Source organism: Actinoplanes sp. KI2, from assembly GCF_025630775.1.
Taxonomy (GTDB): Bacteria; Actinomycetota; Actinomycetes; order Mycobacteriales; family Micromonosporaceae; genus Actinoplanes.
Window position 1 is genome coordinate 1 of sequence record NZ_JAOSZE010000055.1, and the last position, 12,349, is coordinate 12,349.

Annotated in this window: 12 protein-coding genes; 5 read left to right on the forward strand and 7 right to left on the reverse strand. The window is 72.5% G+C overall.

The window, feature by feature from the left end; translation table 11 throughout:
- A partial coding sequence (locus ODJ79_RS39985) for a hypothetical protein (protein WP_263028919.1) occupies positions 1 to 343 on the reverse strand: 343 nt, incomplete at its 3' end.
- An 18-nt stretch (positions 344 to 361) separates the two neighbouring features.
- On the opposite strand from ODJ79_RS39985, the gene ODJ79_RS39990 reads away from it, so the two are divergent.
- Both ODJ79_RS39990 and ODJ79_RS39995 read left to right on the forward strand, forming a co-directional pair.
- A complete protein-coding gene (locus ODJ79_RS39990) occupies positions 362 to 2,752 on the forward strand; it encodes a PD-(D/E)XK nuclease family protein (protein ID WP_263028920.1) in 2,391 nt (796 codons plus the stop codon).
- The gene (locus ODJ79_RS39995; RefSeq protein ID WP_263028921.1) at positions 2,749 to 6,138 is read left to right on the forward strand and encodes an ATP-dependent DNA helicase; all 3,390 of its coding nucleotides are present in this window, start codon (positions 2,749 to 2,751) and stop codon (positions 6,136 to 6,138) included. The genes ODJ79_RS39990 and ODJ79_RS39995 overlap by 4 nt, the downstream gene beginning before the upstream one ends.
- 57 nt (positions 6,139 to 6,195) lie before the next feature.
- On the opposite strand, the gene ODJ79_RS40000 is transcribed toward ODJ79_RS39995, so the two are convergent.
- A complete protein-coding gene (locus tag ODJ79_RS40000) occupies positions 6,196 to 6,603 on the reverse strand; it encodes a pilus assembly protein CpaE (protein ID WP_263028922.1) in 408 nt (135 codons plus the stop codon).
- Between the two features lie 223 nt (positions 6,604 to 6,826).
- Between ODJ79_RS40000 and ODJ79_RS40005 the strand changes: the two genes are divergently transcribed.
- Positions 6,827 to 7,030 carry a cold-shock protein gene (locus tag ODJ79_RS40005; protein WP_030442529.1) on the forward strand — a complete coding sequence of 68 codons (204 nt, stop codon included), beginning with the start codon at positions 6,827 to 6,829 and terminating at the stop codon, positions 7,028 to 7,030.
- Positions 7,031 to 7,101: 71 nt separating this feature from the next.
- Here the strand turns inward: ODJ79_RS40005 and ODJ79_RS40010 are convergent, their stop codons facing one another.
- The gene (locus ODJ79_RS40010) at positions 7,102 to 7,815 is read right to left on the reverse strand and encodes a lysophospholipid acyltransferase family protein (protein ID WP_263028923.1); all 714 of its coding nucleotides are present in this window, start codon (positions 7,813 to 7,815) and stop codon (positions 7,102 to 7,104) included.
- A gap of 113 nt (positions 7,816 to 7,928) precedes the next feature.
- Here ODJ79_RS40010 and ODJ79_RS40015 point away from each other — a divergent pair, with 113 nt between their 5' ends.
- The gene (locus ODJ79_RS40015; protein WP_263028924.1) at positions 7,929 to 8,129 is read left to right on the forward strand and encodes a hypothetical protein; all 201 of its coding nucleotides are present in this window, start codon (positions 7,929 to 7,931) and stop codon (positions 8,127 to 8,129) included.
- Positions 8,130 to 8,179: 50 nt separating this feature from the next.
- A complete protein-coding gene (locus tag ODJ79_RS40020; protein ID WP_263028925.1) occupies positions 8,180 to 9,064 on the forward strand; it encodes a hypothetical protein in 885 nt (294 codons plus the stop codon).
- On the opposite strand, the gene ODJ79_RS40025 is transcribed toward ODJ79_RS40020, so the two are convergent.
- From ODJ79_RS40025 to ODJ79_RS40040, 4 genes are read right to left on the reverse strand one after another with little or no spacing between them, the layout of a single operon-like run.
- Positions 9,061 to 9,978: an ABC transporter permease gene (locus ODJ79_RS40025; RefSeq protein WP_263028926.1), complete on the reverse strand. Its 918-nt coding sequence runs from the start codon at positions 9,976 to 9,978 to the stop codon at positions 9,061 to 9,063. The genes ODJ79_RS40020 and ODJ79_RS40025 overlap by 4 nt on opposite strands.
- A complete protein-coding gene (locus ODJ79_RS40030) occupies positions 9,968 to 10,747 on the reverse strand; it encodes an ABC transporter ATP-binding protein (protein WP_263028927.1) in 780 nt (259 codons plus the stop codon). Before ODJ79_RS40030 ends, ODJ79_RS40025 begins: the two co-directional genes overlap by 11 nt.
- A 14-nt stretch (positions 10,748 to 10,761) precedes the next feature.
- Positions 10,762 to 11,826: an ABC transporter substrate-binding protein gene (locus ODJ79_RS40035; RefSeq protein ID WP_263028928.1), complete on the reverse strand. Its 1,065-nt coding sequence runs from the start codon at positions 11,824 to 11,826 to the stop codon at positions 10,762 to 10,764.
- Between the two features lie 12 nt (positions 11,827 to 11,838).
- The gene (locus ODJ79_RS40040) at positions 11,839 to 12,243 is read right to left on the reverse strand and encodes an RrF2 family transcriptional regulator (protein ID WP_263028929.1); all 405 of its coding nucleotides are present in this window, start codon (positions 12,241 to 12,243) and stop codon (positions 11,839 to 11,841) included.
- Between the last annotated feature and the right edge of the window lie 106 nt (positions 12,244 to 12,349).

Below are 12,349 nucleotides of genomic sequence, written 5' to 3' on the forward strand. Positions count from 1 at the left end.
CGCCGAGCCCGGCCACGCGCCCGCCGAGCCCGGCCACGCGCCCGGCGGGGCGGGCCAGGCGCCCGGCGAGCCCGGTCAGGCGCTCGGTGGGGCGGGCCGCGCCGAGCCCAGCCATTCGCACGCCGACGGGCCGGATGGTGGGCGCGCTGAGCCTGGTCATCCGCCCGGTGAGGCGGGGCGCGCCGAGCGCGGGCACTTGCCGGGTGGGCGTGGCGAGCAGCCCGGCGGTGCCGCCGCCGCGGCGGATGGTCTGGCCGAGGGGGTGGTCGTCCGGACGTTCCGGGCGGCGACCGCCGAGAGCGCCTATGTGGCACACACCCTTCGCGAGGCGCACCTTCTGCACGGCGTCCCCTGGTCGCGGATGGCGGTCGTGCTGCGGTCCACCTCGCTGCAGCTGCCGTCCTTCCAGCGCGCCCTCGCCGCGGCCGGCGTCCCGACCGTCACGCACGCCGAGGACATGCCGCTGCACCTCCAGCCAGCCGTCGCGCCCTTCCTGCTGCTGCTCCGATGCGCCCTCGACCCGGCAGCGCTCGACGAGGAAGCCGCCGTGGCCCTGCTGCATTCGCCGCTGGGCGGTGCCGACCCGCTGGCCGAGCGCCGGCTGCGCCAGGGACTCCGCGCGCTGGCCCTGGCGGCCGGCGACCGGCGCCCCTCCGGCGAGCTGCTGCTCGACGCCGTTCGCGACCCGACCGGCCTCGACATGGTCGACCGCCGCTGGGCCCGGCCCGCGCAGACCGTGGCCCGGCTGATCACCACCGCCCGGGCGGCCGCCGCCGAGCCGGGCGCCGACGCCGAGCAGGTGCTGTGGACGGTCTGGCGGGAGAGCGGCCTGTCCGACCGCTGGTTCGGCATGAGCACCCGGGTCGGTCTCTCGGACGACGCCGACGTGGCCCGTGCCCGGCAGTGGCGTGCCGAGGCGGCCGACCGTGATCTCGACTCGATGGTGGTGCTCTTCGACGCGGCGGCCCGATTCGTCGACCGGCTGCCCGGCGCGCGCACCGAGGTGTTCCTCGACCACGTGCTCGGGCAGGACCTTCCGGCCGACTCGATCGCACCGAGCGCCGACCGCGGCGAGGCGGTGCGGCTGCTCACCGCGCACGCCGCCAAGGGCCTGGAGTGGGAGGTCGTGGTCCTGGCCGGCGTGCAGGAGGGGATTTGGCCCGACCTGCGCCTGCGCGGCAGCCTGCTCGGCTCGGAACGCCTGGTCGACGTCCTCGCCGGCCGCGCCGCTACCGGCTCGGCCGCGGTGGTCGGCGAGACGTCCGCGCTGCTCGACGAGGAGCGCCGCCTCTTCTATGTGGCCGCCACCCGCGCCCGCCGCAAGCTGATCGTCACGGCCGTGGCCTCGGCCGGCGTGGGGGGTGCCGAGGGCGAGGAGCAGCCGAGCCGCTTCCTCACCGAGTTGTCCTTCCCGATCCCCGGCCCCGAGTCCCCACCGCCATCGGGCAACCCGCCCGACCCCGACCCTTGGGACACCGGCCCACCCGACCCCGACTCGCCCGGTCCCGACTCGCCCGGCCCCTCCGGCCCACCCGGCCCCGACGCGCCCGGCCCCGACTCGCCCGGCCCCGACGCGCCCGGCCCCGACTCGGCCGGCCCCTCCGGCCCAGGCGCCGCGGGGAGCGACGAGCCCGCCCCCGGCGAAAAGGAAGCCGGCACGCCGACCTTAGAAAGCGCGGACGGTGCCGGCCCGACGGGTGACGATTACCGTGGGCGGCCGGGGATCCGCGACGGCGAGATCGGCGACGGGGAGATTCCGGTCGGGCGGGCGCCGCGGGCGCTGACGCTCGCCGGGCTCGTGGCGGAGCTGCGGACCGTCGTGGTCGGGCCTGACCAGACGCCCGGCCGGCGGTGGGCCGCCGCGGCGGAGTTGGCTCGGCTGGCCGCGGCCGGCGTGCCCGGTGCGCATCCCGACGAGTGGTGGGGGCTGCGCCCGCTCTCGGACGACCGGCCGCTGGTCGAGGAGGGCCAACCGGTCAAGGTCACCCCGTCCTCGATGGAGAGCGCCCTCCGCTGCAGCCTGCGCTGGCTGCTGGAACGGCACGGCGGCGCCGCACCACCCGGCCCCGCCCAGGGCGTCGGCAACCTCGTGCACGCCGCCGCGATGCTCGCCGAGGACGCCAACGCCGATCGGGAGAAGCTCGTCGAGTACGTCGACGCCCGGTTCGACGCGATCGAGCTCGCCGCCCGCTGGCTGGCCGGCCCCGAGCAGGAACGTGCCCAGGGCATGGTCGACAAGCTGCTGCGCTGGCTGGCCGCCAACCCGCGGCGACTGCTGGCCATCGAGCACGAGTTCACCGTGCGCATCGAGGACGACAAGCGCCCGATCCAGCTCACCGGCCGGGTCGACCGGCTCGAGGTGGACGAGAACGGCCGGCTCGTCGTGATCGACCTCAAGACCGGCAAGACCACCACCGTCTCCTCCGCCGACCTCGAGGAGCACGCCCAGTTGGCCGGCTACCAGGCCGCCGTCGAGGCCGGCGCCTTCGCCGGCCACGGCCACGGCGCCGAGAGCGGGGGTGCCGCGCTCGTGCAACTCGGGCCCGGCAAAGATGCTCGCGAGCAGATGCAACTTCCGCTGGCCGACGCGGCCGACCCGCAATGGGCGTACGCGATGGTCCGCCGCACCGCCGAGACGATGGCCGCGGCCACGTTCTCGGCCGTGGCGAACAGCCGGTGCCGGGTCTGCCCGGTCCGCACCAGCTGCCCGATCTCCGGCAAGGGGCGCCAGGTAGTAGAAGATACGCAGTGACCCAGCCCAGCCTCTTCGCCGACGAACCGTCGGCGCCACGTCGTCGTGCCGACTCGGGACCGCGCTACACGCCCGCCGAGCTGGCCAGGCTGTTGCGCCTGCCGCCGCCCACCGGCGAACAGGAAGAGATCATCTCGGCGCCGGTGGAGCCGCTGCTGGTGGTGGCCGGGGCCGGCTCGGGCAAGACCGAGACGATGGCCTCCCGGGTGGTGTGGCTGGTCGCCAACGGGTACGCGCATCCCGACCAGATCCTCGGCCTCACCTTCACCCGGAAGGCGGCCGGGGAGCTCGCCCACCGGGTCCGCACCCGGCTCGGCCAGCTGGTGCGGCGGCTCGGCCGGGACGACGCGCTGGTCGGCGAGGCCACGATCGCCACGTACCACTCGTACGCGGCCCGGATCGTCACCGAGCATGGCCTGCGCGCCGGCTTCGAACCGTCCGCCCGCCTGCTGACCGAGGCGGCCCGCTGGCAGATCGTCGACTCGCTGGTCCGGTCGTACACCGGCGAGATGACCGGGCTCAACCGGGCGCCCGGCACGGTCACCGACGACGTGCTCGCGCTCGCCGCCGAGCTGGCCGAGCACCTGGTCGGCCCGGACGAGCTGGCCGCCTGGACCGGCCGGTTCTTCGCCGAGGTGCAGGAGCTGCCCGGCCGGGTCTACAAGGACGTCTCCGACGTGCTGCAGCGGCAGCGGCAGCGGCTGACCCTGCTGCCCCTGGTGCGCCTCTACGAGCAGCGCAAGCTCGACCTGGAGGCGATGGACTTCGGCGACCAGATGGCCCGCGCCGCCCGGGTGGCCCGCGATCACCCCGAGGTCGGCGAGATCGAGCGCGGCCGGTACCGGATCGTCCTGCTCGACGAGTACCAGGACACCAGCCACGCCCAGGTGACGATGCTGAACGCGCTGTTCGGCGGCGGCCATCCGGTGACCGCGGTCGGCGACCCCTGCCAGTCGATCTACGGCTGGCGTGGCGCCTCGGCCGGCACGCTCGACCGCTTCCCGGGCGAGTTCGTCACCGCCGAGGGTGCGGACGCGGCGACCAAGACCCTCACCACGAGCTGGCGCAACCGCCCCGAGATCCTCGAGGTGGCCAACGAGCTGTCCCGCCCGCTGCGGGACTTCGGCGCGCAGGTGGCCACGCTGCGGGCCGCGTCCCGGGTGGCGGCCAGCGTGGGCGGGCGCACGGTCAGTTGTGCTCTGCTGCCGACGTACCAGAACGAAGCGGACTGGATCGCCGACCAGATGCTGACCGCCTGGCGGATCGCCGCCGGCATGTTCGACGCGTCGCCCGAGCAGATCCCGGTGGAGAAGCGTCCGACCAGCGCGGTGCTGGTGCGGGTGCGCAGCCAGATCCCGGTGATCGAGCAGGCGCTGCGGGCCCGCGGGCTGCCGGTCGAGGTGGTCGGCCTGGGCGGCCTGCTGGACACCCCCGAGGTCCGGGACGTGGTGTGCACGCTGCGGGTGCTGGCCGACCCGGCCGACGGCGCCTCGCTGCTGCGGCTGCTGACCGGCGCCCGCTGGCGGATCGGCCCGCGCGACCTGGTGGCGCTGCATCGGCGGGCGCGCGGGCTGGCCGCGGCCCGCGCCGAGGTGGTCAACCGGGCCGACCCCCAGGAGGTGCTCGCCGACCGGCTCGACGACGCGACGCTGATCGAGGCGATGGCCGACCTGGGCGCCCCGCAGCAGTACTCGGCCGAGGGCTACCTGCGGCTGCGCGCGTACAGCCGGGAGCTGGGCGCCCTGCGGCAGCGGCTGGACCAGCCGCTGCCCGACCTGGTGGCCGACATCGAGCGGACCACCGGGCTGGACGTCGAGGTCGCCGTGCGCGGCTGGCGGGCCGGCGACGCGGGACTGGCCCGCGGGCACCTGGACGCGCTCGGCGACGTGGCGGCCCGCTACGCGGCCGAGACCGACGGCGGCACGCTGGCCGGCTTTCTCGCCTTCCTGGCCGCGGCCGAGGAGGAGGAGCGCGGCCTCGAGCCGGGCCAGGTCGACGTGGTCGAGGGCGCCGTGCAGATCCTGACCGCGCACGCCGCGAAGGGCCTGGAGTGGGACGTGGTGTCGGTGGCCGGTCTGTGCCGGGGCGTCTGGCCGGGCCTGGTTCGCGGCACCGATCACTACCTGATGGGCATCGGCGTGCTGCCGTTCCCGCTGCGCGGCGACGCCGACGGCCTGCCCCGGCTCGATCTCTCGCCGGCCGAGGACCAGAAGGGCGTGCTGGCCGCGGTCACCGCGTTCGGCCGGGCCTGGCGGGACCATGACGAACGAGAAGAACGAAGGCTGGCGTACGTGGCGGTAACCCGTCCCCGCCGTCTCCTGCTCTGCTCGGGGTACTGGTGGGGCGAGGGCGTGAAGCGGCCGCGGGGGCCGTCGGTGTTCCTCGACGAGATCCGGGCGAGCTGTGCGGCCGGCGCCGGGCTGGTCACCGAGTGGGCGCCGGAGCCGGCGCCGGATGCGACCAACCCGTCCGGGGACGAGGTGACCTCGCTGGAGTGGCCGCTCGACCCGCTGGGTCGCCGCCGTCCGGCCATGACCGCGGCCGCCGACCTGATCCGCCGCATGATCGCCGACCCGGATGCGTCGGCCGCGACCGCGTTCGCCGAGCTGGCCGCCCGCGAGCCGGAGATCGCCGCGCGGGCGGGCTTCGCGGCCGACCTGGTCGGGCTGCCGACCCCCGACGACGCGGCCGATCCGGATGTCGTGCGCTGGCGGCGGGAGGCCGACCTGCTGCTGGCCGAGCGGGACGAGCGGTCCCGCCGGGACGGCCCGGTGGAGGTGGCGTTGCCCGCCCACCTGTCCGTCTCCCAGCTGGTGGTGCTGCGCCGCGACCCGCAGGCGCTGGCCCGCTCGCTGCGCCGCCCGCTGCCGCGCCGGCCCGCGCCGTACGCCCGCCGGGGCACCGCCTTCCACGCCTGGCTGGAGCAGCGTTTCGGCTCGGCCCGGCTGATCGACATCGACGAGCTGCCGGGCGCGGCCGACGACGAGGCGGCCGCGGACGACGAACTGGCCGCCCTGCAGGAGGCGTTCCTGACCGGGGAGTGGGCCGACCGTACCCCGATCGAGGTGGAGGTGCCGTTCGCGACCTCGGTGGCCGGCGTGGTGGTGCGGGGCCGGATGGACGCCGTCTTCGCCGAGTCGGGCAACCGGTACGACGTGATCGACTGGAAGACCGGACGGCGGCCCACCGGTGCCGAGGCGGAGGCGGCGGCGGTGCAGCTGTCCGCGTATCGGATCGCCTGGGCCTCGCTGGCCGGGGTGCCGATCAACCGGGTCCGGGCCGGCTTCCACTACGTGCGCGAGCAGGTGACCGTCCGCCCGGCAGATCTGCTGGACGCCGAGGCGCTGACCGCGCTGCTCGCGGAGCTCCCCGAGGCGAGGGCTTGACCGGCCGCCGCCGGGAGATCAAGAGCGGCTAATCGGCGCCGCCGGGGGCAAGAGCGGCTAATCGGCCGCCGCCGCCAGCAGGTGGAGCAGCGCGCCCGCGTACGCGTCCTCGGCGGTAGGCCCCTCGAAGCGTCGCTTCTCGCCCAGCAGCTCCATGGTCACCTCGAAGCCCTCGGTGTCGCGGCGCAGGCCGCGGAAGGTCCCGCCGAGCAGCTCCCGCAGCTGGTCCTCGCGCGGCAGCCAGATCGCCTCCTCGAGCTCGACGTCGTCGAGGGCCCACTCGGTGGTCCCGTTGAAGCCGATCACCCGGCCTTCTGGCGCGTTATGTACCTGTATGGTCATGTTGCTGAGCACGAAAACTTCGTTGTCCAGATCCCGGTCCGGGATCGCGAAGCGGTCGCCCAGGGCCGGCTTCCAGCCCAGACCCGCTGCCCGGAGCTGCTCCGCCAGTTGTACGCCGATCACCGCTGAGTCCCCTCTTCCGTGCTAGGCTGCGGTCGTTGTTCGTTTGGTTCCCAAGTACTCAGGAGCGCCTGTGGGGAAGTCTGCCCCAGGCGCTCTTCGTCGTAACCCGGGTTTCTCCGGTACGGGCGATCAGTACGGCGACACGAGACCCGGGGAATCCGGGTCTTACCACCTCGTTCCCGTCCATAATGGCCGGGAACGATCGACCGTCGAGGAGACGATCATGGTTACCGGCGTTGTGAAGTGGTTCAACGCGGACAAGGGCTTCGGGTTCATCACCCCGGACGACGGCGGGGCCGACGTCTTCGCCCACTTCTCCGCGATCCAGATGTCGGGCTACCGCAGCCTGGAGGAGAACCAGCGAGTCGAGTTCGAGGTCACCCAGGGCCAGAAGGGCCCGCAGGCCGCGAACATCCGCGCAGTCTGATCTTCGCAAAAGGTCAGATCTCTATGTGACGGCGCCGCATCTCTGGTGGGGTGCGGCGCCGCTCATGAGTGTCAGACGGCCGCCGCCTCCGGCAGCGGCGCCGTACCGCCCAGATGGGCGGGGAGCCACCAGCGATCGTCCGGGCCGGCGGGCTTTTCCGGGTACGCCTTCTGCACCGCGTCGAGCAGGCCGGTGAGCCGTGCCTTGAGCGTCGCGGTCAGCGCCTCGGGCGAGACCCCCTTGGGCATCTCGATCGCCTGACCCACCTTGATCAGCACCGGCACGTGCCGCTTGGTCAGGTCTTTCTTGTGCCCCTTGGTCCACAGCCGATGCGGGCCCCAGACCACCATCGGGATCAGGGGCACCTTCGCCGTACGAGCCAGGCGCACCGCGCCGGACTTCATCCCCTTGACCGTGAACGACTCGCTGATCGTCGCCTCGGGGAACACGCCGACCACCTCGCCGCCCTTCAGCGCGTTGGTGGCCTCGCGGAACGACGCCGCCCCGGCGTCCCGGTCGACCGGGATGTGCCGCATGCCGCGCATGAGCGGACCGCTGATCTTGTGGTCGAAAACCGACTTCTTCGCCATGAACCGGACCAGGCGCTTGGCCGGCTGGGCGGCCAGGCCGCAGAAGATGAAGTCCAGATAGCTCACGTGGTTACTCGCCAGCACCGCCCCGCCCTCGGTGGGGATGTGCTCGGCACCGTCGACCTCGATACGCAGGTCGAGTGCGCGGAACATCGTCTTGGCTAAGCCGATGACCGGGGGATACACGAGTTCCATGGAAAGACGGTAGCCGAACGCGCTGAAGATCGGCTGAGCCGGGTTGCAACCAACCGCGCCTCGATTGCGTCTTTATCTGTGACGCCTCTGTTCGCCGTCCCGGGGAGGACCGCATGCGCAGCACGCCCGCCCGTCGTGAGCTGGCGTTCGTGCTCGCCGTGGCCGCCGCGGGTCTGGCCGTCGTCCTGGCGGTGGTCTTCGCGCCGTGGTACCCGGTCGCACCGCCCACCTCCGCCGGGGTCACCACCGTCCGCGACCACATCGTCCACCTCGTCGACGACCGCCCGGCCGGGGAGACCACGATCACCCGGTGAGGCGCGCTCCGCACGGGCGGCGCTCAGGTACGTGGTGTTCACTGGGGCTCATGTCTGAGCCGACCCCCGAGGCGTTCGCCTGGCAGCGGCCCGGCGACCGGTTCGCGTCGGGCATGGTGACGGCTCCGCCCGGCCCGCCGGTCCCGCCACCGCCCGCCCCGCCGGAGCGGCCCCGGCCGGACGGCCCGCGGCGACGGCGGCGTCAGCTGCAGATCTTCGCGGGCATCGCGGGCGGGATCGTGGCGGTCGGCCTGACCGTCATCCTGGTGCTCGCGTTCTCCGGCGACGCCGGCGTCTTCGGCCACCAGGAGTCGGCGCCCACGGACGTGCGGCCCCCGCTGGCCAAGGCCTGCCCCGAGCCCACCTCGTCGCCGAGCGCCGCGCCGACCCAGACGCCGAGCGCGCTGCCCCCGGTGACCGGCGCGCGCACGGTCGACCAGGAGGCGGGGATCTCGTACAAGGCGTACGGCGCGCCCTGGGTGCCGTGGGACGAGGTGTGGCGGGCCGGGACGCTCAACGTGCCGTACAAGACCGGCCAGCACTTCATCACCGAGACGTACGCCGGGGGCGACTACCACGCGTCGATCCTGTCCGCCGCGGTGCCGGCCGGTGACAACGACGCCGTGACGCTCAACCTGGAGTGCGTGGGCCAGCAGGTGGCCGCGGACGTCCGGGCGATGTATTACCCGCAGCCGAACACGCTCGACCGGATCAAGGACGGGCTCACCACGCTGGGCGGCCGGCCGGCCTACCTCAGCGAGTTCCGGTTGCACTTCCATGCGCCCGGACTGACCGCCACCGACGAGCTCTCGGCGGTGGCGGTCATCGACGTCGGCAAGCCGAGCGCGGCCGTCCTGTACGTGTCGATCCCCGGCACCCACAAGCAGTGGGACTACGTGGTCGACGACGTCATGCGTTCGGTCCGGGTGGGTTAGCTGCTGGTCAGGCCCCAGCGCTTGCGCAGGCTGTTGTCGGCCGCGTTGAACAGCAGGTCGATCAGGATGCCGATGGCCAGCACGACGATGATGTAGCAGATCACCAGGCTGGAGTCGGAAAGATCACGGGCCTGCTGCATGCGTACGCCGATGGACAGCGCCCCCGGCACGATCACCAGCAGCTCACCGGCCATCAGGCTGCGCCAGGAGAACGCCCAGCCCTGCTTGAGCCCGGAGATGAACGACGGCAGCGACGCCGGCAGGATCAGGTGCCGGTACTTCGCGAAGCCCTTCATGCCCAGCACCTGGCCGACCCGCAGCCAGGTCCGCGGCACGTAGTCGATGCCGCTGATCAGACCGTTCGCCACCGACGGCGCGGCACCGATGATCACCACGAACATGATCGCGCTCTCGCTGATCTGGAAGAGCAGGATGGCCAGCGGGAACCACATGATCGACGGCATCGTCTGGAGGCCGGTGATCAGCGAGCCGATCGCGGCCCGCAGCGGCGCGAAACGGGAGACGGCCGCGCCCACCACCGTGCCGATCAGGACCGCCAGGCCGAAGCCGATGAGCGCCCGGGTCAGCGTGAGCCGCACGCCGTCCCAGAAGTCCCCGGTGGTGATCACGTCCTTCAGGTCGCTGAACACCGTCTGCGGGCCGGGCAGCACGTAATCCGGCTTCCACCCGGACCAGACCACGAGCTGCCAGACCAGCAGCACGATCGCCACGGCCAGCAGCTTGGGCCAGGCGCTCTTCCAGATCCGTTTGCCGGTCGTGCCCCTGTCCGTCTTCGGCGCGAGCTCGAGCGCGTCGAGCCCGGAGACCTCGTTGTCCTGCACAGTCGCCGTGACGGAAGGGCCCTCGAGCGCGCCCTCGAGCCCGGCGCGAGCGGACGGGTACTTAATGGGCATGGCGGGCCACCTCCGCGCGGAGCCGGTCGGTGATCTCGCCGGCCTGGCCGGCGACCTCGGGGGAGTCGATGCGCCGCGGCCGATGATGGGTGATCGGGAAGTCCTCGATCACCCGGCCGGGCCGGCTGCTCAGCAGCACAACCCGGTCACCGAGCCGCACCGCCTCGCGGACGTTGTGGGTCACGAACAGGATGGTGAGCTCCTGCTCCCGCCAGATCCGCTCGAGCTCGTCGTGCAGGATGTCGCGGGTCATCGCGTCGAGCGCGCCGAACGGCTCGTCCATCAGCAGAATGTCGGCGTTCTGCGCCAGCGCGCGGGCCAGCGCCACCCGCTGACGCATCCCGCCGGAGAGCTCGTGCGGGCGCTTCCCGCCGAAGCCGCCCAGCCGGACGATCTCCAGCAGCTCCTGCGCGCGTTTCCTGCGCTCGGCCTTGCCCACCCCCTGCAGCCGCAGCGGCAGCTCGACGTTGCCGGCGACGGACAACCAGGGGAAGAGGGCGGCCTCCTGGAACATCAGCGAGACGTGCCGGCCGCCGATGTCCAGGGTGCCTGCGCTGATCCGGTCGAGCCCGGCGACCAGCGAGAGCAGCGTGCTCTTGCCGCAGCCGGAGGCGCCCAGTAGGCAGACGAACTCGCCCTGCCGGACCGTCAGCGAGACGTGATCGAGCGCCAGCAGCGCCGAGGCGCCCGACCCGTACTGCTTGGAGACGTTCTCGAGACGGACGACCGCATCGGTGGTACGGACGTTGGTTTGTTCCAGGAGGCTCATGGTGTTCCCGCCTTTCAGGCCGCGGCGTCGCTCACCTCGGGCTGACCGGCCGCCTTGAGCAGCTCGTTCAGCGGGCCGAGGTCGTAGATGCCCTTGAGGTCGACCGGCTTGAGCAGGCCGACATCCTGGGCGTGCTGAGCGCTGGTGAACAGGGAGGAGGCGATCGGGTCGGCGGTGAAGCTGAGGTTGCTGAACGACGCGGCGAGGATCTTGTCCTTCAGCGGCTTGCCGGAGAGCGCCTGGATCTGGGCGTTGGCCGCCTTCTGTGCGTCGGCGTTGTCGGTCTTGATGTAGTCCAGCGCCTTGAGGTGGCCCTGCAGGAGCTTCTTGACCGTGCCCGGGTACTTCTTCAGGAAGTCCTGCGAGACGATCAGGTGGGTGGTGACGAACTGGCCGCCCGGCCACAGGTCCTTCTCGTTGACCAGCACCTTGCCGCCGGACTCCAGCTGCAGCCGGCTGAAGTAGGGCTCGGGCACCCAGGCGCCGTCGATCGCGCCCTGGGCGAACGCCTGCAGCGTGGTTGCGTTGTCCTGCGGAAGGATCGAGACGTCGCCGCCGCCCTGGGCGTCGGCGTTCAGGCCGTTCTGCTTGAGCCAGGAGCGCAGCGCGACGTCCTGGGTGTTGCCCAGCTGCGGAGTGGCGAGCTTCTTGCCCTTGAGATCCGCCGCGGTGTTGATGCCCGGCTTGACCACCAGGCCGGCGCCGCCGGAGGTGCTGCCCGCGATGATCTTCAGGGCCTGGCCCTTCGACTGGGACCAGCCGTTGATCGCCGGGTTCGGGCCGATGTAGGTGGCGTCGATCGCGCCGGAGATCAGCGCCTCGAGCGCGGCCGGGCCGGCGTTGAAGGTCTTCGCCTCTAGTTTGGTGCTGCCCAGGGCGTCCTGGAAGAAGTTCTTGTTGACGCCGATCAGCGCGGGCGCGTGGGTGATGTTCGGGAAGTAGCCGAGCCGGATCGCCGACGCCTCGGCGGTGCTGTTCGCGGCGGCCTTGTCGTCGTCCTTGCCGCAGGCGGTGAGGACGGTCGCGGTGATGAGGGCGGTGGCGGCCAGGGCAAGCACACGTATGGTGCGGGAGCTCATGCTCACTCCTTGTTATTTGTTTATCGGGGAGAGTTCGGCCAAGGTCCGGTGGTCGACGACGCCCTCGATGGCTTCCTCGACGGCGACCCACACGTCACGCAGCCCCGTCGCGGCGCCGTGGTAGGTCGTGGTGGCGGTGGGCAGTCCGCGCACGGTGGTCAGCGCGCCGCCGACGGCCCGCACCACGTCACCGACCGTGATCTCCTCGGCCGGCCGGGCCAGCGCATACCCGCCGTCCACGCCGCGGTGGCTGTGCAGCAGCCCGGCGCGGCGCAGATCGAGCAGGATGCCCTGGAGAAAGCTGAGCGGAATGTCCTGGGCGGCGGCCAGTTCGGCGGCCTTGACCAGGTGCGGCTGTTCGGCGGTGATGGCGAGCATGGCTCTTACCGCGTAGTCGGTGCGCGCCGAGACGTACACGGTCCGGTCCTCCGCTCCACTCCAAACTCTGCTTTCCCTATCTGATGCATGGGAATAATGGACGAGATGGGAAAGGGTCGTCAAGGGCGGACCGCATCGCGGGATG